Raw genomic sequence first — 19,692 nt, 5'->3', positions numbered from 1 at the left:
GTGCCACCCGGGGGGGGATAAGTCAAAACGATCGGGTCACGCACGCGCATACCTTGCGGTTTTATGCGCTCTTTGCAGTGAAATGAGGCGTTAGGCTGGTCACTGCCCGGGCCGTAGTCGGACGAGATTTCTCAACTTGCCCCGAAGCCCTGTAAATGGCCTCGGGGCAAGGGGGGTTAGGTCGGGTTCATTATCGCGTCAAGCGGATCATGCTCGGCCACGAAGTGATCGGGTCGAACCTCGCTCAGCTTTGGAACATAGTTGGTTTCCCCTGCGGCCAACCGGCTGGGCAGGAACCGAAGCGCGGCTTTCGGATCCATTGGCGAGGGCAGCTCGCCTGGCAACTTTAGCCTCTGACGAGTCCGTTCGACATCCGGGTCCGGAATCGGAACAGCCGAGATCAGGGACTTGGTGTACGGGTGAATTGGATCGGAACAGATCACCTCTCCGTCACCCAGTTCGACGATCCGACCAAGATACAGAACCATGATCCGATTCGAGACCGCACGCACCACTGACAGATCGTGGCTGATGAAAATCATCGACAGCCCGAACTCTTGCTGCAATTCGCGCAACAGTTCCACAATCTGCGCCTGAATGGATACATCCAAGGCCGAGACCGCTTCGTCGCAAATGATCAGCTTGGGCTTGTTGATCATTGCCCTTGCGATTCCGACGCGCTGATTCTGACCGCCGGACAGTTCGTGCGGATAGCGGTTGATCATGTTGGCCTTCAGGCCGACCCGCTCCATCATCTGTGCGACCATGTCCTTGCGTTCGCGCTCGGTCAGATCGGGGCGATAGGTCTTCAGTGGTTCGGCAATCGAGGCCGAGATCGTCATTCGTGGATCAAGGCTAGCCAGCGGATCCTGGAACACGATCTGAAGGTCCTTGCGGTACTTGTTCAGCTCGGCCCGTTTTAGCCCGACGATGGGATGACCCAGCCAGCTGACGTTGCCCGCGCTGGGTTCGATCAGTTGCAGAACCGCCCGCGCCAGCGTGGACTTGCCGCAACCGGATTCCCCCACAACGCCCAGCGTTTCACCCTTGCGGATGTCAAAGCTGACGCCATCGACCGCCTTTAGCGGCACCTTGCGACCGAACAACCCGCCGGAAACGTGGATCGGGAAGTGCACCTTGACATCGTCGACCTTGAGCAGCGGTTCGTCGATATTGTCCAGCGCTTTGGGCGCGTCGCCAGCATCGATCCGGGGCATCGCATCCAACAGCGTACGTGTGTAGCCGTGCTGCGGCGCGCGGAAGATTTCGCGCGTATCCCCGGTCTCGACAAACTGACCCAGCCGCATGACCTGAATGCGGTCGCACATCCGGGCAACAACCCCCATGTCATGCGTGATCAGGGCAATTGCGGTGCCTTCGTCCTTTTGCAGGCGCACCATCAGGTCAAGAATGTCGGCCTGAACGGTCACGTCCAGCGCCGTCGTGGGTTCATCTGCGATCAGCAGCTTGGGGTTGCACAGCATCGACATGGCGATCATGACGCGCTGGCGCATTCCGCCCGACAGCTCATGTGGGTATTGGTTCAAACGCCGCTTAGCCTCGGGGATGCGGACACGTTCTAGCCACTCCAGACAACGCGCCCTCGCGGCCGAACCCTGTAGGCCTTCATGAACTTGAAGAACCTCGCGCATTTGCTGCCCGACTCGAAGATGCGGGGTCAGGGCCGTCAGCGGATCTTGAAAGATCATGCCGACATCGGAACCACGGATCTTGTTCAGCTTGTTGATCGGCAGGTTCAGGATTTCCTTGCCGTTCAATGTGGCCGACCCAAGTGCACGTCCGGCCGGTGGCAACAACCCCATCGCGGCCATGAAGGTCTGGCTTTTACCCGATCCGCTTTCACCGACGATGCCCAGACACTCACCCGGATTGATGTCGAAGCTGATTCCTTTGACAGCCTCGACCACGCCATCCGGTGTGTCGAACTGGACGCTCAGGTCTTTAATAGAAAACAGGCTCATATCAGCGATCCTTCGGGTCCAGAGCGTCACGCAGACCATCACCGATGAAGAACATCGTGATGATGATGGCGACATAGAATGCCAGGGGGAACATGAGTTGCCATAAGGTGCCGTACCCCATCGTGCCCGCGCCTTCGGCGATCAGACGACCCAGTGATGTGTAGGGCTCTGAAATACCAAGGCCAAGGAACGAGATGAAGCTTTCCGTCAGGATCATCTCGGGCACCAAAAGCGATGCATAGACGATCACCACCCCCAGCAGGTTGGGCAGGATGTGGCGATACATGATGGTAAACTCGCTGACTCCGGCGGCGCGTGCGGCCTCAATGAATTCACGGTTTTTCAGGGTCAGCGTTTGCCCCCGAACGATCCGCGCCATCGTTAGCCAGCCGACCGCACCAAGGGCGATGAACAGCATGAAGAACGACCGCCCCGCGACCACCAGCAAAAGGATGATGATCAGCGTGGCCGGGATAGCCAGCAGGATATCGACGAAACGCATCATCACACTGTCGGTGCGTCCGCCAATATACCCAGCGGCTATACCATAGAAGGTGCCCACCAGCAGGGCAGTCGCCGCCCCGATCAAACCAACCAGCAAAGAGGTCGTTGTTGCCTGAATGACGCGGCTGTAAAGGTCACGCCCCAGATCATCGACACCGAAATAGTGCCCGGTCTCGACGGACGGCATCCCCATGCCGCGCACGTCACCCATGACGTTCCAGTCGATTTCTTCGTTGTTCCACACGGCAAAATACGGGCCGATGATCGTAAACAGAACGATCAACACCAGAATGAAAACGCTGGCCATCGCGGCCTTGTTGCGGACAAAGCGCATCCGCGCGTCCTGCCACAGCGAGCGTCCCTGAATGACCGTGTAGTCGGTGACATCTTCAGCCAGTTGGGCGGCTTTTTGTGATTTTCCAAGCATTGCCGGCCCCTCAGTAGCGGATTTTCGGATCGAACCAGGCATAAGCCAGGTCGGTCAGCAGGTTCACGATGACGGTCAGCGTGCCATATAGGATCGTGACCCCAAGCAGCACCGCGTAGTCCCGTGAAAGCGCCGAGCTCACATACGACTGACCCAGCCCACCTGTTGAGAAATACAGGTCAACAAAGACCGATCCCGTCAGCACGTAGACAAAGACCGGGCCCAGATAAGACACGACGGGCAGCAGGGTAGGTTTCAGAGCATGGCGCCAGATCACGGTTCTGGTCGGCAACCCCTTGGCACGCGCGGTGCGGATGAAGTTCGAGTTCAAAACTTCAAGCATCGATGAACGGGTAATCCGCGCGATCGACCCCATGTAGGACGTGGCCAGTGCGATCACGGGCATGATCAGATATTGCCATTGACCGCCATGCCAACCGCCACCGGGCAGCCAGCCTAGCCACAGGGTAAAGGTCAAGATAAGGATCGGGCCCATGATGAAGTTTGGCAAAGCCTGTGCGGCGATCCCCAAACCCACGGCGAAATAGTCGATCCAGCTGTTGTGCTTGATCGCAGCCGCGATCCCCAGCCCCACGCCGATGATGGTCGCCACAAGGAAGGACAAGGAACCATAGGTCAGCGAGATTGGGAAACCTTGCGAGATGATGTCATTCACGTCCCGGTCCTTGAATTTAAAGGACGGGCCAAAGTCGAAATGCACCACGATGTTGTACAGGTAGTCCCAAAGCTGCTTCCACAGCGGTTGGTCCAACCCATACCGCGCCTCGATATTGGCCAGAACCGCCGGCGGCAATGGCCGCTCTGACGTGAAGGGCCCGCCGGGCGCGAAGTGCATCAGAAAGAAACAGGCGACGATCAGCAACAAGATCGTCGGAACGGCGATTAGCAATCGCCGGATGATATAGGCAAGCATTTCATGCCCCCGTTATTGGCTTTGCCCCGAAAGCGATTTTCGGGGCAAAGCGTGTTTTCAGGATGATTATTCGGCGCGTTTGTAGAGGTTCCGGGAATACCAGTTCTGCTCTACGTTGTTGATTGGCCAGTTTCCGACATCGCTGTCGATCATATAGACGCCAGCATAGTGGTAGATCGGGATAACCGGGGTCTCTTGTGCGATGATCCGTTCCACTTCGGTATACAGCGGGGCCGGGTCATCCGAAGTTTTCGCTTCGGCCAACAATTCGTCAACACGGGCGTTGTTGTACTTGCCGTCGTTATAACCGGACTGCGATTGCAGCAGGTCCAGGAAGGTCGAAGCTTCGTTATAGTCGCCGCACCATGCGCCACGGGCCAGATCGAAGTTCTGGTTGCCGCGCTCTTCCAGGAACACTTTCCATTCCATGTTCGCAAGATTGGCGTTTACGCCCAGTTTCTGCTTCCACATCTGGCTTAGGGCAACGGCCACTTTCTTGTGTGCCTCAGATGTGTTGTACACCATTTCAAAGCTCAGTGGGTTGTCGGGGCCATAGCCTGCCTCTGCCAGCAGTTCTTTGGCCAGCTCATCCCGTTCCGGCTGAGACATCGAGGCCATTTCAACTTCGGGTACGGTGAAACCGGCGGTGGCTTCAGGCGCGAAGGTGTAGGCCTGCGGTTGGCCACCTGCCATGACGTTTTCAGTGATGATCTTACGATCCACGGCCAGGGACAATGCCTGACGTACGTTCGGATCTTTGAACGCCTCGGGTCCACCTTCAGACAGGTTGAACGTGTAATAGTAGTTACACAGACGGGGATAGCTGACGGCCTCTTCGGGGTGTTCTTTCTTCAGACGCGGGAACTGGCCCGCCGGTACGTCGGTGCGGTCCAGTTCACCAGCCAGATAGCGGGTCAGGGCGACGTTTTCGTCGTTGATGACCAGCGCAACGACCTTGTCGAGGATGGTGTTTTCGTTGTCCCAGTACATCTCGTTGCGCTCACGGGTCGACCGTTCCTGCGGCAGGTGTTCGGTCAGCACGTAGGCGCCGTTCGACACGATGTTGCCGGGCTTGGTCCACTCGTTGCCTAGCTCTTCAATGACTTTCTGAGGAGCCGGGAAGGTGGTGGTATGAGTGGTCATCTGCGCAAAATACGGCAGCGGCGCGCTTAGCTTGACCTCAAGTGTGTGGTCGTCAATCGCAGTGACGCCCAGTTCGTCGACGGGTTTGTCGCCCGCGATAATTTCAGACGCGTTCTCGATCGACATCAGTTCCATGAACCATGCATAAGGCGAGGACAGGGCGGGATCGACGGCACGTTTCCAAGCAAAGACAAAGTCATTGGCGGTCACCGGATCGCCGTTGGACCATTTGGCATTGTCACGAAGAGTAAAGGTATAAACGTCTTTGGTGTCGTTTGTGGTATAGCCGGTGGCAACGCCGGGCACCAGATTGCCGTCTTCGTCCTGGTTCATCAGCCCTTCGAACAGGTCGCGGACGATATCCGAGCCGTCGACGTCTTCAACGATCTGAGGGTCAAAAGACGTGGTTTCGTCCAGAAGGCGATAGACAAAGGTCTGGTCGTCCGCCAGCGCCTCACCGGTTTCAGGATGGGTACCAGCGGCAAAAGCAGCGCCGGTAATCATGGTCGAGGTCAACAGCCCCGCCAGAGAGGTACGAATATACTTGTTCATGTTGTTCTACTCCCGTTTTTTGCGGCACAGCACCCTTGTCCTTTCAGGATGGCCACTGACCGCCATGTTTGTCCGACCCGGAAACGATCGGCGTTGGTTCAATGAATGCTATTTCAGATCGCAATGAACACCGCGTCGCTGTTTCTCGGTTTGAGGTCGGGAACGTGTTTGCAAAAGTTGCCTTTCACTGGCGCCGAAGGTGGCACTATTTCAAAAAAGGATAAAGCCTTTGCCTGAAAAAGGGGCAACCATAGGTGGATTGCGTATGAATCCCGGTCCGGCCCTGAAATTTTATAATGAAACTTCGGCAGTTCTTAACACTTTTGTGAAGGTTTCGATTTGCCCTTGCCCCAATGGAGCGAGATTGGCCGCCAAGATGACGTAAGGACCACTGCGAATCGCTAAGGCTTCAGGGCGGATTTCATGCTGGTTTCGGGAAAGCAGGTCGCGGGGCGCCCCGTCGCTTGTTGCCACCGTCCGATCGAGCGGCGGGTCTTGAACCCGGGCAACCCGTCTGCGCCGCCGACATCATGGCCCAGGCGCTCTAGTGCTCTCTGCATCGCGGCCACATCAGACCGGTACAGATTGCCGATCTTGCCCCATCGGGCGCTGAAATCTCCAACGCCATACTGAATGCGGTCTCCGACATGACCAACGAACAGGGCGTAGAGATCGCTCTTGTTGTAGTCTTTCAGAACGTAGAAATTTGGCGTTACGATAAAGGCGGGGCCGTTGCGCCCAGCAGGCATCATCAGAAAACCTTCGCCCGGCAGCTCATGTTTCGGAAAGGGTTTGCCCGATACACGTGTTATGCCCGCTGCGGCCCAATCCTGAATGGTTCTGCCCTGATCCGGCCCTTCCAGAGCACAGGAAACCGAGGTTGGGACGTTTACTTCGAACCCCCAGTCGCGCCCGGTGACCCAGCCATGTTGCGACAGAAAATTCCCGATCGACGCGAGTGTATCCTCGGATGAGGCCCAGATATCAGACCGTCCGTCACCGTTTCCATCCGCCGCGTAGGTCAGGAAATTCGACGGCATGAACTGGGGTTGGCCCAATGCACCGGCCCAACTGCTTTTCAACTTACCTGGTGGGGCGTGTCCTGCTTCGGCAATTTGCAAAGCGGCGATCAGTTCGTCTGTGAAATAGGGGGCCCGGGTGCTCATGAAGCCCTTGGTGCCGAGTACCTGAAACGCGTTGTGGCGAATGGGAACCTGACCGTATCCGCTCTCGCGGCCCCAGATGGCCAGGATGATACGACCGGGCACGCCAGTTTCGGCCTCGACCCTCGCCAGCGTTGCTGCGTGTCGACGCGCCATCTGCCTTCCTGTAGCCGTAGCCCCCTGAACCGAACCTGCGTTGAAATACCGTCCAGGCGATCCGAATTCGGCTTGTTTTTGTTTTTTTGGCGTCTGTGCCGCCTGACCCGGCGGTACAAGGTCCGGCAGCTTCCAGTTGAGTGTAACACCGTCAAAAGCGCGCTTCATGGTTTTACGAGAAACGCCTTTGGCTTTGGCCTGCGGCCAGACCGTGTTTTGTAGCCACGCTTGGAACTGACGTTCAATCGCGGCACGATCCTGCGCATAGGCGCTTGTCGAAAGGCACCAAAGGCTAAGGGTAAGAACAATCCAACGCATAAATGGAATGTGTCGCGTGCCTGCAGGGCCAAGTCAACTGCAGCTTGGGCAGCGTTTTACGCATTCCTATTGCTACGGTTGTCCCGGTGACGTTGGGGACAATCGTCGGTTTCGGAAAAAACCTTGAGAAAATTCCTGACTCTGCCGATAGTTGGCCGAAACGAAGGCACAAAAGGACAATCAGGCGTGGCTGGTCTCAGACCTTCAAGACTTGCAGTGTTTGGTGTGGTCGCCCTTGTGGTGGCCTCGGCGCAAATGGCGTGGGCCGCCGACAGTTTCATGGACCCGCAAGGGCCGATTGCGGCTGTCCAAAAAACCCATCTGTTGCGGGCGACCGTTCTGATCATGGTGGCCGTTCTACCAGTGCTGGTTCTGGTGCCGTTGATTGCCTTGCGGTATCGGCGACGCAAAGGCAGTGCCGCCGCCTATCGGCCAAAATGGGATTTTTCTGCCAAACTCGAATTTTTGATGTGGGGCGTTCCGGTGGTAATCGTGGCGCTTCTATCCTTCTACCTTTGGAAGGCGACGCATCGGCTGGATCCTTATTCGGCTGCTTTCGGCGAGACCCCGGCGCTGAACGTTCAGGTGGTTGGCCTTGATTGGAAATGGCTGTTCATTTATCCCGATCTGGGTATCGCAACAGTCGGCGAGCTGGGTATTCCTGTCAAACAGCAGGTTGCAATGACGCTGACCACGGACACGGTTATGCAATCTTTTATGATCCCGGCGCTTGCAGGGCAGATATACGCCATGCCCGGGATGACGACGAAGCTGCATCTGGTGGCGGACACGCCAAAGACGATGCAGGGTGAAAACACACAGTATAATGGCCGTGGTTTTACCAAACAGAAGTTCCTGACCCAGGCCATGCAGCCCGAGGATTTCAATGCCTGGGTTGAAAGTGTCCGAACCCATGGCATTCCGTTGACCGAGGACACTTACCGCACGTTGGCGATGCGCACGGACCGGGATGAGGTGCAGGCGGCATTGGGAACCCCTCTCATGCCGCTCAACGCTTTGTATTTCACGCTGGAGGACGGCGATCTGTTTCACTCGATCCTGCACCGATATCATGGCTCACAGCCTCTGCCGGTTGACCAGCAACCGGGGACGATTGAGTTCGGACAGGAGGTTGCGCAATGACAGATACCGGGTTCTTTGGCCGCCTGAACTGGGACGCATTCCCGATCGCAGGTCTGATTCAGACCCCAAACATCAACGAAATCGTGGCGAATGCAGCCGCTGGCATCGTTGTTGTTGGCGTTGTCGTCGTGGTCGGGTTGCTGACATGGTTCCGCTTGTGGGGCCCGCTGTGGCGCGACTGGCTGACCAGCGCCGATCACAAGAAGATTGGCATCATGTATATCGTCTTCGCCATCGTCATGTTGGCGCGCGGCGTGCTTGAGGGTGTGGTCATGCGCGCTCAACAGGCGGCGGGGCCGGGTGATGGCTTCCTTGAAGCCGAACACTTCGCCGAGCTCTTCAGCACTCACGGCACGATCATGGTTTTCTTTGTTGCGGTGCCCTTTGTGTTTGGCGTCGCCAACTATCTGGTGCCACTGATGATCGGCGCGCGGGATGTTGCCTTTCCGGTGATGAACCAGATCAGCCTCGGCTTGACGGTTTCGGCAGGCATGATGCTGATGGTTTCGCTGGTGGTGGGTGAGTTTTCGACCGGCGGCTGGACAGCCTATCCACCCTATACCGGTGCCGCGTTCAACCCCGGCGTGGGGCCGGACTACTGGATCTGGGCCATCGTCGTCTCGGGCATCGGCACCACGCTGACGGGGATCAACTTTGCCGTCACCATCTACAAGCTGCGGGCGCCGGGAATGAAGTTCATGCGGCTGCCGATGTATTGCTGGACGATCATCAGCAGCTCGATCCTGATCATCTTTGCTATGCCCCCACTTGGTGTTGCGGCGCTGATGCTTGCGGCGGACCGTTATCTGGATTTCCACTTTTTCACCAACGACCTCGGCGGCAACATGATGAACTATGCCAACCTGTTTTGGCTGTTCGGTCACCCCGAGGTCTACCTGCTGGTTCTGCCCGCCTATGGCATCTATTCCGAGATTTTCGCCACGTTCTCAGCAAAGCGGCTGTACGGCTATAACTCTTTGGTTATTGCCACCATGTGCATCGCGGTACTGTCTTTCACCGTCTGGCTGCACCATTTCTTCACCATGGGCCAGAGCGCGCTGATCAATGCAGTGTTCGGAATCGCGACTATGCTGATCGCCATTCCTACCGGAGTGAAGGTCTATGACTGGATGGCAACCTTGTATCGTGGCCGTATCCGGTTTTCGGTGCCGATGCTGTACGGCCTGTCCTTTCTGATGCTGTTTGTGATTGGCGGTTTGTCGGGTGTGATCCTGGCTAATCCAACGGTTGACTATCAGGTCCACAACACCCTGTTCCTTGTGGCGCATTTCCACAACGTGTTGTTGCCGGGCGTGCTGTTCGGCCTGCTGGCGGGATATAACTACTGGTTCCCCAAAGCCTTTGGGTTCCGGCTGAACGAGTACTGGGGTCGCATCACTGTCGTGCTGTGGACGGTCGGATTCATGCTGACCTTCCTGCCGCTGTATTTTGTTGGCCTAATGGGCATGCCGCGCCGGTCGTTCAGTTGGGAAGACCCCAGTTTCCACCCCTATATGATCATCGCCGTCTTCGGTGCGTTGGTGATCCTGTCGGCGTTGTTGTCGGTGATCGTCCAATTGTGGGTCAGCATCCGTGACCGCGAAAAAACCCGCGTGCCGGTTGGCGATCCATGGGATGCGCGCACGCTTGAATGGTCGATCCCGTCTCCACCGCCGCCCTATAACTTTGCCATCATCCCAAAGGTGACCGACCGAGACAGCTTTGCCGCCGCAAAGGAGCGCGGCGGGGCCTATCCAACACCGGACGAATACGAGGATATCTCGATGCCACGCAACACCGCGATCGGGTTTACCCTATGTGTACTTAGCGGTGTCTGGATGTTCGCGCTGGTCTGGTGGATCTGGTGGTTGGCGATCTTGGCGACGGTTCTGATGCTTGCGTCCTTCATCGCCTGGACCTTCAAAACCGACTTTGAAGCAGTCATCCCTGCTGAAGAGGTGCGCAAACAGCACGAAGCTTGGCTTGATCTGGTGCGCAGCGCCACAGCCGTGGACCGCGATCACGAAACGGCTCCGGAAAATCGTGGGCTCGCCCGCCCCGATCTGGAGGCCGCGACATGAAGCGCGCGCCCACTCACAGTTATCCCGGTCTGAACCTTGGACGGCGCCATGAAAGTGCCCACCGGGCTACCGAGGTTGTCACCTTCGGCTTCTGGGTCTTTTTGATGAGCGATCTGGTCTATTTCGGCCTGATGTTTGCGATCTATATCACTATGATCGACGCGCAGGCGGGCGGGCCGGGTCCGCATGAGCTGTTCGATCTGTATAGCATCTTTGCCCAAACGCTGATCCTGTTGACCAGCAGTCTGACGGTAGGCCTGGCAATGCTGGCGCTGAAATACAACCTGCCTCGTTGGCGGATCGTGTTCTGGTTTTGTGTGACACTGGTTTTAGGCCTCTGCTTTCTGGTGCTGGAAATCCGTGACTTCATGGCCATGGCTGAAAAGGGCGGCATCCCCCAACGCAGCGGGTTCCTGTCTGCTTTCTACGGATTGGTACCGCTACATGGGTTGCACGTTGCGGCAGGGTGTTTGTGGCTAATCGTGCTGGGCATCCAATTGCGGGTGTTTGGGCTAACCGACCTGCTGATGTCGCGCGTCGTTCGGTTGGCGCTTTTCTGGCACTTCCTCGACCTGATTTGGATCGGCATCATCACCATCGTTTATTTCGGAGGGCTGACCTATGGATAAGCGCAGCGAGATGCACCGGCGAGAGCGCCGGCGTTATGTCATCGGCTATGGCGGTTCGCTATTGCTGACAGCGGCGGTGTTCCTCATCGCCTACAAATACGGCATTAGAACCACGGGGGTTTATCTCTCGATTGCGTTGTTGGGGTTGGCTCAACTGATCGTGCAACTGGTCTACTTTCTGCATATCGACCGCCGCCGCAGCAGTCGCGAAGACCTTGATCTGGTCCTGTTCTCTACGCTGGTCCTGCTGATCATCATCCTTGGGACCGTCTGGATTATGGGCAATCTGGCGGTGCGGATGCACACCTATCCGATGTAATGACCTGCAAGAGGCCTGACGCATGAAATCCTTCAAAATCGCCGCTGCCGCAGCCATGCTGATCGCCATTGGCGCCGGGCTATTTCTGTATTGGCGGCACGAGGAACGGTATCCCTCGACCATAGACGCTTATGTGGGCGCAAATATCATCAACGTCGCGGCGCAAGTGACCGGGCAGGTCGCCGAGGTGCCAATCACGGACAATCAGCCGATCAAGGCGGGTGATCTGTTGTTTACGATCGACGACACACAATTCAAGGCCTCAGTGGATCAGGCACAGGCCGATTTGGATAGTTCGCTTCAACAGGCGCAATCCTATTCCAACCAGATCACTGCAGCCGAGGCGGCGGTTCAGTCCTCTCAATCAGCCTACAACACGGCCAAGAACAATTTTGAACGGGCCAAAGCGCTGTTTTCGGACGGTGATCTGGCTCAGGTTTCATTGGATCAGGCCACAACAGCATTCGCCGAGGCTTCCGCCCGTCTGACTACCAGCCAATCTGAATTGCTGGCGCTTCAAAGCGGGCTCGCTGCGAAGCAGGACGAAGTTCTGTCATCCCGCGCGCAGCTAGAGATTGCGCAGGCCGATCTGAACTGGACCAAGGTTTACGCCACTGCGGACGGCTGGATCGCAAACCTGACATTGCGACCGGGGTCGGCAGTTTCCGCCAACGCGCCGCAGTTTTCCATCGTCGAATCCTCTGACTGGTGGGTTGATGCGAACTTCAAGGAAACTGCGCTGCCGCGTATCCGGCCGGGCCAACCGGTCACGGTGAAAGTTGATATGCTGCCGGGGGTCACTCTAACCGGTAAGGTGGCCTCGATCGGGCGCGGGTCTGGGGACACGTTCTCGTTGTTGCCGTCTGAGAACTCCAGTGGCAACTGGGTCAAAGTCACACGCCGGTTCCCGGTGCGTGTGGAGCTTGACCCGACAGATGTGCCTCTGCGCGTGGGCGGCAGCAGCAAAGTGACCGTGGACACCACAGCGGATCAGTCTGGCAAATGACCGGATCGGCGGCCAGCCGCGTCAACCCGGTGATCGTGATCGCCGTTGTGCTCAGCGCTATTCTCGAGGTGTTAGATAGCACCATCGTCAACGTTGCTTTGCCGCATATTCAGGCCGCATTTGGGGCGACGACCGATCAGGCAACGTGGATTCTGACCAGCTATATTGTCTCGGCGGTTGTAGTTATGCCCCTGACCGGTTTCGTCGCGCGTCGGGTCGGGCGGCGGCGTCTGATCCTGACGGCCATCACCGGCTTTACAACCATGTCCGTTATGTGCGGCCTGTCCTGGAGCCTCGAGACCATCGTGTTCTTTCGCCTCGCGCAGGGTATGTTCGGCGCGTTTCTGATCCCGTTGTCTCAGTCCATCCTGTTCGACGCTTTCCCCCGCGAAAAACGCGGGCAGGCGATGGCTGTATTTGGGTTAGGCGTCGTGGTGGCCCCCGTACTAGGGCCGACGGTTGGGGCACTTCTGACCGAGTATTTCTCGTGGCGGATGGTGTTTTTTGTCAACCTTCCGGTGGCGGCGATGGCACTGCTGTTGCTGGCGGGCGAACTGCCTGAGGACGAAACCGAAGAGGTGCGCATCGACTGGGCAGGTTTGGCCATGCTGGCCATTGGCATCGGCTGTTTGCAGTTCATCCTCGATCAAGGAGAGACCAAGGACTGGTTGTCTTCGCGGGTCATTCAGGTGGCATTGATCGCGTCTGTTCTGGGTGCGTTGGGGTTCATCGTCCACGCCCTGACGACCAAGCGGCCAGTGGTTGACCTGCGTTTCTTCGCGGATCGCAACTTTGCCCTTTGCAATCTGGTCATCGCGGGGTTTGCCATCTCGCTGTTTGGTGGCATCGCGATCCTGCCAACCTTTGTGCAGAACCTGCTGGATTATCCCGTCATAGCCTCGGGGCACTTGTTCATTCCGCGCGGTATAACCGCCGGGCTATCGATGGTTGTGACCGGCGCGGTTCTGGTGTCGCGGTTCGACCCCCGCCTTCTGGCCGGGTTGGGGATGTTGTTGACGGCCATAAGCAACTTCATGATGGGCGCGCTGAACATGAACGCAGGGTTCTGGGAGTTGGCCTGGCCGGGCGCTGTCAGTGGGCTAGGCATGGGGCTGGTCTTCGTGCCGATGTCGATCCTTGCGTTTGAGAGCATCTCCAAGTCTAGGCAGGACGAAGCATCGGGTCTGTTCAACGTGACCCGGCAATTGGGTTCATCAGTGGGTATTTCGCTTGTTGGCACGTGGGTGGTGCGCGGTTTGCAGACGAATACGGCTGTGCTGAGCCAGAACGTGACGCCCTACAATCCGGCAGCGCAGGCTTATCTGCAGCCGCTTGGTCTGACACCCGAAAGTGCCGAAGGAGCTGCCATACTGGGGCAGGTGATCAGCCAGCAGGCCGAGCTGATTTCCTATCTGACAGTGTTCAACAACCTTGGTCTTCTGGCCTTGGCGACGATACCCCTGCTGTTCTTTTGCAAAGCGCCTAAACCCGGAACTCAGGCTGCTGTCGCCGCGCATTAACGCGTCAGTGCTAATCCCAACCACAAGGCAAACCAGCATAGACCGAGGCTGAGCAGGATGTTCCCGGCAGCCAGCGCGATTGTCCGTTCCCGCCGCAGTTCCAGCGATTGATACGCAAAGCTGGAAAAGGTAGTGAAGCCGCCGCAGAAGCCGAAAACCAGCCTTCTTTCCTCCTCGCCAAGATCAACCGGCCCGCCTAGGTAGCCAATCCAGAGCCCCAACAACAGGCTGCCCAAGACGTTCACGATCAGGGTTGCAAAGGGCAGGTCATGGTTGACCCGCAAAGCGATCCAATGCCGCAGCACCGCGCCCAATCCACCCCCCAATCCGAACATGGCGTGAAGATAAAGCGCGCTCATCCCGTCGACCTCTGCCCATGAATACGGCGCCCGATTGCCTCGCCCAGGATTGCAGCGGCAAGACCGACGGCGATCTCCAGTGAGGCGGCTGAAATTGCACTCCAAAGATGCGTTTCGGCCATTCGCTCCAATTCTGCAACAAACGAGGAAAAGGTTGACAGCCCACCGCAGAACCCGACCGCCCCCAGATGCAGTACATGCGCGTGGACGCGGTTTCTAATAGCGTAAAGCCAGCCAAGCACGAAGCATGCCACGACATTGATGCCAAAGGTCGCCGTCAGCGCCGGAGCGCCTGGGATCTGGGCCGAGAACGCCTCGCGCAGCAGTGACCCCGCAGCACCCCCAACAAAGACGGCGATGAACATGATGGCCGTGGTCCGGACGGCGGGTCGGGTTTTTGTCACGGCCGGTAGTCCTACCCAAGTTTACCTTTGTTTTGGCATACATACTGCCGAAGCTTGGATCAACTGCCACCAAACGCGCTGACTATCTCACAAGCCCGCTCAATCCAGTGAGGTTGGGTACAAATGCTTGCAATCAAAAGCCGATTTGATCCACGGTTGCTACACAATTGGTTTGGCAACACTTTGGGAGAGCACGAAATGATTGTACGCAGACTCTATTACATCCTGAGCTACGTGTGCCTTCCGTTGACATTGCTGTGGGGTTTTTTCTGGCCACCGGCCCATTGGCTGCTGGTGATCCTGATCCCTTATGCCGTGATCGGTCTGTATGACATGCTGACCACCAAGCATAACGTTCTGAACAATTACCCTGTTCTGGGCCATTTCCGGTACATGCTGGAGTTCGTCAGCCCTGAAATTCGGCAGTACTTTGTGGAAACCAACGAAAGCGGTCGTCCTTATAACCGGATCATTCGCAGTCTTGTCTATTCCCGGGCCAAAGGGCAGGTCGATACTCAAGCCTTTGGTACCCAATACGATATCCTGACGGTGGGCTACCATCGGGCCAATCATTCGCTCGCGCCCAAGGACGTGCCGGAAAGCGAAGAGCGGATCATGTTGGGCGGTCCACAATGCACCAAACCCTACAGCGCTTCGCGTCTGAACGTTTCCGCCATGAGCTTCGGTGCGCTCAGCGCCAATGCAATCCGGGCGTTGAATGGTGGCGCCAAGGACGGTGGTTTCGCACATAATACAGGCGAAGGCGGTCTGTCTCCACACCACCTTGCCGAGGGTGGAGACATCATCTGGCAGATCGGCACCGGATATTTCGGCTGCCGCACGCCAGAAGGGGGGTTCGATAAGGACCTATTCGCCGAAAAGGCCAAGAAGGACGTGGTCAAAGCGATCGAGATTAAGCTTTCGCAAGGCGCGAAGCCGTCTCACGGTGGGGTATTGCCTGCAGCCAAGGTCGATAAGGAAATCGCGGAAATTCGTGGTGTGCCCGAGCATCAGGATGTTATCTCCCCGCCAATCCATTCTGCTTTTGAAGGGCCAACCGGCCTGTTAAATTTCGTCCAACACCTACGAGAGATGTCGGACGGCAAACCCATTGGCTTCAAGCTGTGTATCGGCAGGCCGTCCGAGTTTATGGCCATTTGCAAGGCGATGCTGGAAACCGGCATTCTGCCCGACTTCATCACCATTGACGGGGCGGAGGGCGGCACCGGTGCGGCCCCGGTTGAATTCACCAACCGTCTGGGGATGCCGCTGAACGAGGCACTGATTTTCGTCAATAACTGTCTGCGGGGCGTCGGACTGCGTGACAAGATCAGGGTCATCTGCTCGGGTAAGGTGGCTACCGGTTATGACATGGTCGAAAAATTCGCGCTCGGGGCGGACATGTGCAATGCGGCACGGGCGATGATGTTTGCGGTAGGATGCATTCAGGCATTGCACTGCAACACGAACCGTTGTCCTTCGGGTGTGGCGACACAAGACCCGATCCGCGGTCGTGCCGTTCATGTGCCGCAAAAACGCAAACGGGTGCATCGTTTCCACGACGCTACGCTTGAAAGCTTTCGCGAGCTTCTGGGGGCGATGGGCAAGGAAAAGGTCTCGGACCTGCGACCAGGTGATATTCGTCGTCGAACGGCGGATGAACGGGAATGGTCCTATGCCGATCTGTATACATTCATCGACGAAGGCGCTTTGTTGACGGACACGATTCCGGATGGATTTGCAGCGGATTGGAAAATGGCCTCAGCGGATCATTTCTGATTTTTTTCGCCCCGCCACCAAGGATTGACCTTTTCGATCCGTCTTACCCATCGTGATGCGTATGACAACATCCGATGAGGACCTGGCCAAAGCCGCTGCGAAAGGGGACGCTGATGCGTTTGCTGCCCTGTTGGCGCGGCATTACGACCGGATTTTTCGCCTGTCCTTTCGCCTTACCGGACGGGCTGATCAGGCCGAAGATCTGACGCAGGATATCTGTGCGGCCTTGCCGGCCAAGATTGCCGGTTTCCGGGCGCAAGCCAAATTCACCACCTGGCTGTACCGGGTTGTCGTCAACGCTGCCGAAGACGCACGCCGCCGTCAGGTCAGTCACAACCGTGCTGCAGTGGGGTGGGGCGATGTCGAACAGATGCGTCGGGCCGAGGTTGCAGAAACTGCCGAAGCCGTCGATTGGTTGCAACGTGCGATGCGATCGCTGCCACAGGATCTGCAGGACACGCTGGCCCTGACACTGGAAGAGGAAATGACGCATGCCGAAGCCGCCGAAGTGCTGGGCGTATCCGAGGGCACAGTATCCTGGCGCATGTCGGATATCCGCAAACGCCTGCGCGCCCTGCGGCAACAGGAGCTGGCCCCATGACAGACGATCTTGAAGACCTCAAAACGCTGATGGACGTCGCGACGCCCAAGCCGGACGCGCAACGGCGGGCGGAAAACCTGGAACAGGCGCAGAAAAATTTCGCCCGCGCCCAAGGATCGCGTGCCGGCATGCGTCCGACTGTCAAGCGAGGCCTGATGGCCCGCATGACAGAAGGAGCGAAATCCATGTTGAATGCCCTCTCGCATCGCGGTGCTTTGACCGCGACAACCGCAATCGCTGCTGTGGCGCTGATTGTGATCCTGCCGCAGACCCGAGATTACGTGGTGAACCCCACATCCTGGACCGAAAACCGCCGGGCCGAGGCGCCGGTTCAAGCGGTGGAACCCGATCGGGAGGCTGAGGAGGACCGCAGCCTATCGCAGGATGCTCTGCCGGATTCGATTGTTGAGGAGCTGATGGTTCTGGAAGAGGCTATGCCGTCTTTACCGCGCCCCCGCGATTTGAACAAACGGGCGGCCATAAGTTTGGGAGCCACAACAGAGCCTATGGAGAGTGCAGGGTTGATTGGCGGCACCGTCTCAACAGCGCCTTCACCTGTTCAAGGTGATCTTCAAATCGCCCCTGAACAGAACACCGAAGCCTTCGCCAATGCCGACACCAACCCGCTGAAGATCACGGCCGAAGACCCGGTATCGACATTCTCGATTGACGTCGACACGGCTTCTTACGCGATCATCCGATCCTCCTTGTTGCGTGGCCAGCTACCACCGAAAGATGCGGTGCGGGTTGAGGAGATGGTGAACTATTTCCCTTATAGCTATCCCGCGCCTGAAGGGGATGCACCGTTCCGGTCGACAATTACCGTTTCTCCAACACCTTGGAACGAGGGTACGCAATTGGTCCATGTCGGCATTCAGGGTGCACTTCCTCAGATTGAGGACCGCCCGCCGCTGAACCTTGTCTTTTTGATCGACACCTCGGGGTCGATGCAGGATGCGAACAAACTGCCCTTGCTGAAGCAATCCTTCCGGCTATTGCTTTCAGAATTGCGCCCCGAGGATCAGGTTTCGATTGTCACTTACGCGGGCAGCGTCGGACAGGTACTGGAACCGACTGAGGCGTCCGAAAAAACCAAGATTCTGTCCGCACTGGAGCAGTTGGAGGCCGGTGGCTCGACAGCAGGTCAAGCCGGGTTGCAACAGGCGTATCAGGTGGCCGAAGGCATGGCCGAGGACGGAGATGTGACCCGCGTCATCCTTGCCACCGATGGCGATTTCAATGTTGGCCCGTCGGACCCAGACGCATTGAAAGACTTCATCGCACGCAAACGCGAAAGTGGCACCTTCCTGAGCGTTCTGGGTTTTGGCCGTGGCAATCTGGACGATGCGACGATGCAGGCACTGGCGCAAAACGGCAACGGACAAGCGGCCTATATTGATACGCTGGGCGAGGCACGCAAAGTGCTGGTCGACCAGTTGACTGGGGTCCTCTTCCCGATTGCCAATGACGTCAAGATCCAGGTTGAGTTTAACCCTGCGCAAATCGCCGAGTACCGTCTGATCGGATACGAAACCCGTACCCTGCGGCGTGAGGATTTCTCGAACGACAAGGTGGATGCGGGGGATATCGGCGCAGGCCATACCGTGACCGCGATCTACGAGGTTACACCGGTCGGCTCGGACGCAATTCGAAACGGTCCGCTGCGCTATGCTGAACAGTCGGTATCCGATGGGTCAACTGAGATCGGATTCTTCAAGATGCGCTACAAAACGCCCGGTGAGACTGAAAGCCATTTGATTGAGGAACCTATCCTGCCGGGGCAGGGGCAGGCGACCAGGGATGTCCGGTTCTCTTATGCCATCGCTGGGTTTGGTCAATTGCTACGCGGTGGAGAGTACCTGGGCGGATGGTCCTACGCGGATGCGATCGCGTTGGCCAATGGCTCCAAGGGTGAGGATCCGTTCGGCTATCGCACCGAGGCGGTTACCCTTATGCGCCTGGCTGAAACGCTGTCGCAGTAAGGCATGTCTTGGGGCGCTGTATTCCTGCAGCGCCCGTCTTTCTCGTTTTAATAACTCTGGGGATTGTTTGCGGCATGAGTGTTGATTCTGCGCACACTCCATTCCACTGCATCTCGCATGGTTTTGCCAAGTGCCTCGTCAAAAGCCCTCACGAGATCGGGGGTTTGATCGCTGTTTGCAATCACGTACTCCCGGAAGGAACTCGAAGCGATAATCTTATCTTCGAATTCGTCGATGATTTTGATGTTGATGCGCACTTCCACCCTGATGGTTTGATTCCCGTCAACATCACTTACAACCATGCCCTGAAACTCTCTCAGGTCAGGGACGATGACATAATCCGCACGCAGACCAACGGTTGATCGGCCAACGGCCGCGACCTTTCCACTGTTTTCGTAGCTTTCAACCAGAAGTGCCTGAACGATCAGCGGCGCGCGATCCACCCAGCGGGCGCGCGGCAGGTATTGAACCTGCAATGGCGTCGGTTGGATTGCGATTTGATCGGTGTTGACTGCTGCGGTGGCTGTTGGTTCCTGCACCACGATCTGCCTTTGAACGCGCGGCAGCGACGAAGAGAAGGTGCTTTTTGGTGTCAGCAGGTACAGGTCGTTAGGTTTTGAGGCCTGCCGCAATGTCCCCAGACCCGTGCAACCCCCCAGCGATACAAGGGCCAGAGCCACAAGAAATAGC

Annotated in this window: 17 protein-coding genes; 9 read left to right on the top strand and 8 right to left on the bottom strand. The window is 57.4% G+C overall.

The window, feature by feature from the left end:
• Window positions 1–176 precede the first annotated feature (176 nt).
• The 5 genes from ACXAGD_RS20360 to ACXAGD_RS20340 all read right to left on the bottom strand — a co-directional run bounded on the left by ACXAGD_RS20360 (window position 177) and on the right by ACXAGD_RS20340 (window position 7,179).
• The gene (locus ACXAGD_RS20360) at window positions 177–1,982 is read right to left on the bottom strand and encodes an ABC transporter ATP-binding protein (RefSeq protein WP_475213438.1); all 1,806 of its coding nucleotides are present in this window, start codon (window positions 1,980–1,982) and stop codon (window positions 177–179) included.
• Between the two features lies 1 nt (window position 1,983).
• A complete protein-coding gene (locus ACXAGD_RS20355) occupies window positions 1,984–2,913 on the bottom strand; it encodes an ABC transporter permease subunit (protein WP_475213436.1) in 930 nt (309 codons plus the stop codon).
• A gap of 10 nt (window positions 2,914–2,923) precedes the next feature.
• Window positions 2,924–3,847 (bottom strand): oligopeptide ABC transporter permease OppB, encoded by a 924-nt coding sequence (oppB, locus tag ACXAGD_RS20350; protein ID WP_475213434.1) that lies wholly within the window; start codon window positions 3,845–3,847, stop codon window positions 2,924–2,926.
• Between the two features lie 66 nt (window positions 3,848–3,913).
• The gene (locus ACXAGD_RS20345) at window positions 3,914–5,542 is read right to left on the bottom strand and encodes a peptide ABC transporter substrate-binding protein (protein WP_475213432.1); all 1,629 of its coding nucleotides are present in this window, start codon (window positions 5,540–5,542) and stop codon (window positions 3,914–3,916) included.
• A 401-nt stretch (window positions 5,543–5,943) separates the two neighbouring features.
• Window positions 5,944–7,179 (bottom strand): lytic murein transglycosylase, encoded by a 1,236-nt coding sequence (locus ACXAGD_RS20340; protein WP_475213430.1) that lies wholly within the window; start codon window positions 7,177–7,179, stop codon window positions 5,944–5,946.
• Between the two features lie 186 nt (window positions 7,180–7,365).
• On the opposite strand from ACXAGD_RS20340, the gene ACXAGD_RS20335 reads away from it, so the two are divergent.
• The 6 genes from ACXAGD_RS20335 to ACXAGD_RS20310 are packed head-to-tail and all read left to right on the top strand — an operon-like array spanning window position 7,366 to window position 13,877.
• Window positions 7,366–8,322 carry a cytochrome ubiquinol oxidase subunit II gene (locus ACXAGD_RS20335; protein ID WP_475213428.1) on the top strand — a complete coding sequence of 319 codons (957 nt, stop codon included), beginning with the start codon at window positions 7,366–7,368 and terminating at the stop codon, window positions 8,320–8,322.
• Window positions 8,319–10,403 carry a cbb3-type cytochrome c oxidase subunit I gene (locus ACXAGD_RS20330; RefSeq protein WP_475213426.1) on the top strand — a complete coding sequence of 695 codons (2,085 nt, stop codon included), beginning with the start codon at window positions 8,319–8,321 and terminating at the stop codon, window positions 10,401–10,403. Before ACXAGD_RS20335 ends, ACXAGD_RS20330 begins: the two co-directional genes overlap by 4 nt.
• The gene (locus ACXAGD_RS20325) at window positions 10,400–11,032 is read left to right on the top strand and encodes a cytochrome c oxidase subunit 3 (RefSeq protein WP_475213424.1); all 633 of its coding nucleotides are present in this window, start codon (window positions 10,400–10,402) and stop codon (window positions 11,030–11,032) included. The genes ACXAGD_RS20330 and ACXAGD_RS20325 overlap by 4 nt, the downstream gene beginning before the upstream one ends.
• Window positions 11,025–11,351 carry a cytochrome o ubiquinol oxidase subunit IV gene (locus tag ACXAGD_RS20320; protein WP_475213422.1) on the top strand — a complete coding sequence of 109 codons (327 nt, stop codon included), beginning with the start codon at window positions 11,025–11,027 and terminating at the stop codon, window positions 11,349–11,351. Before ACXAGD_RS20325 ends, ACXAGD_RS20320 begins: the two co-directional genes overlap by 8 nt.
• 22 nt (window positions 11,352–11,373) lie before the next feature.
• On the top strand, window positions 11,374–12,357 hold the full coding sequence (locus ACXAGD_RS20315; RefSeq protein ID WP_475213420.1) for an HlyD family secretion protein: 984 nt from the start codon (window positions 11,374–11,376) through the stop codon (window positions 12,355–12,357).
• Window positions 12,354–13,877 (top strand): DHA2 family efflux MFS transporter permease subunit, encoded by a 1,524-nt coding sequence (locus ACXAGD_RS20310; RefSeq protein ID WP_475213418.1) that lies wholly within the window; start codon window positions 12,354–12,356, stop codon window positions 13,875–13,877. Before ACXAGD_RS20315 ends, ACXAGD_RS20310 begins: the two co-directional genes overlap by 4 nt.
• Here the strand turns inward: ACXAGD_RS20310 and ACXAGD_RS20305 are convergent.
• Window positions 13,874–14,236 carry a fluoride efflux transporter FluC gene (locus ACXAGD_RS20305; protein WP_475213416.1) on the bottom strand — a complete coding sequence of 121 codons (363 nt, stop codon included), beginning with the start codon at window positions 14,234–14,236 and terminating at the stop codon, window positions 13,874–13,876. The genes ACXAGD_RS20310 and ACXAGD_RS20305 overlap by 4 nt on opposite strands.
• On the bottom strand, window positions 14,233–14,640 hold the full coding sequence (locus ACXAGD_RS20300) for a fluoride efflux transporter FluC (protein ID WP_475213414.1): 408 nt from the start codon (window positions 14,638–14,640) through the stop codon (window positions 14,233–14,235). Before ACXAGD_RS20300 ends, ACXAGD_RS20305 begins: the two co-directional genes overlap by 4 nt.
• A 198-nt stretch (window positions 14,641–14,838) precedes the next feature.
• On the opposite strand from ACXAGD_RS20300, the gene ACXAGD_RS20295 reads away from it, so the two are divergent.
• The 3 genes from ACXAGD_RS20295 (at window position 14,839) to ACXAGD_RS20285 (ending at window position 19,002) form a co-directional block, all read left to right on the top strand.
• A complete protein-coding gene (locus tag ACXAGD_RS20295; protein ID WP_475213412.1) occupies window positions 14,839–16,419 on the top strand; it encodes an FMN-binding glutamate synthase family protein in 1,581 nt (526 codons plus the stop codon).
• A 61-nt stretch (window positions 16,420–16,480) separates the two neighbouring features.
• Complete coding sequence (locus ACXAGD_RS20290; RefSeq protein ID WP_475213410.1) at window positions 16,481–17,020, top strand: RNA polymerase sigma factor; 540 nt, start codon at window positions 16,481–16,483, stop codon at window positions 17,018–17,020.
• Window positions 17,017–19,002 carry a vWA domain-containing protein gene (locus ACXAGD_RS20285; RefSeq protein WP_475213408.1) on the top strand — a complete coding sequence of 662 codons (1,986 nt, stop codon included), beginning with the start codon at window positions 17,017–17,019 and terminating at the stop codon, window positions 19,000–19,002. Before ACXAGD_RS20290 ends, ACXAGD_RS20285 begins: the two co-directional genes overlap by 4 nt.
• 47 nt (window positions 19,003–19,049) lie before the next feature.
• Here the strand turns inward: ACXAGD_RS20285 and ACXAGD_RS20280 are convergent, their stop codons facing one another.
• Entirely contained in the window at window positions 19,050–19,682 is a 633-nt protein-coding gene (locus tag ACXAGD_RS20280) for an ABC-type transport auxiliary lipoprotein family protein (RefSeq protein ID WP_475213406.1), read from the bottom strand.
• Window positions 19,683–19,692 lie beyond the last annotated feature (10 nt).

The sequence above is a fragment of the Ruegeria sp. ABF4_144 genome, assembly GCF_056160045.1.
Note: the sequence above shows the minus strand (reverse complement) of the source record. Positions and strands in the feature narration are given on the sequence as shown.

Bases quoted from the DNA above. Each gene is read 5' to 3' on its own strand.
- ACXAGD_RS20325 (WP_475213424.1), top strand. From the start codon at position 10,400: ATGAAGCGCGCGCCCACTCACAGTTATCCCGGTCTGAACCTTGGACGG.
- ACXAGD_RS20310 (WP_475213418.1), top strand. From the start codon at position 12,354: ATGACCGGATCGGCGGCCAGCCGCGTCAACCCGGTGATCGTGATCGCC.
- ACXAGD_RS20360 (WP_475213438.1), bottom strand. From the start codon at position 1,982: ATGAGCCTGTTTTCTATTAAAGACCTGAGCGTCCAGTTCGACACACCG.
- ACXAGD_RS20355 (WP_475213436.1), bottom strand. From the start codon at position 2,913: ATGCTTGGAAAATCACAAAAAGCCGCCCAACTGGCTGAAGATGTCACC.
- ACXAGD_RS20285 (WP_475213408.1), top strand. From the start codon at position 17,017: ATGACAGACGATCTTGAAGACCTCAAAACGCTGATGGACGTCGCGACG.
- ACXAGD_RS20290 (WP_475213410.1), top strand. From the start codon at position 16,481: ATGACAACATCCGATGAGGACCTGGCCAAAGCCGCTGCGAAAGGGGAC.
- ACXAGD_RS20295 (WP_475213412.1), top strand. From the start codon at position 14,839: ATGATTGTACGCAGACTCTATTACATCCTGAGCTACGTGTGCCTTCCG.
- oppB (WP_475213434.1), bottom strand. From the start codon at position 3,847: ATGCTTGCCTATATCATCCGGCGATTGCTAATCGCCGTTCCGACGATC.
- ACXAGD_RS20320 (WP_475213422.1), top strand. From the start codon at position 11,025: ATGGATAAGCGCAGCGAGATGCACCGGCGAGAGCGCCGGCGTTATGTC.
- ACXAGD_RS20330 (WP_475213426.1), top strand. From the start codon at position 8,319: ATGACAGATACCGGGTTCTTTGGCCGCCTGAACTGGGACGCATTCCCG.
- ACXAGD_RS20340 (WP_475213430.1), bottom strand. From the start codon at position 7,179: ATGCGTTGGATTGTTCTTACCCTTAGCCTTTGGTGCCTTTCGACAAGC.
- ACXAGD_RS20315 (WP_475213420.1), top strand. From the start codon at position 11,374: ATGAAATCCTTCAAAATCGCCGCTGCCGCAGCCATGCTGATCGCCATT.
- ACXAGD_RS20305 (WP_475213416.1), bottom strand. From the start codon at position 14,236: ATGAGCGCGCTTTATCTTCACGCCATGTTCGGATTGGGGGGTGGATTG.
- ACXAGD_RS20345 (WP_475213432.1), bottom strand. From the start codon at position 5,542: ATGAACAAGTATATTCGTACCTCTCTGGCGGGGCTGTTGACCTCGACC.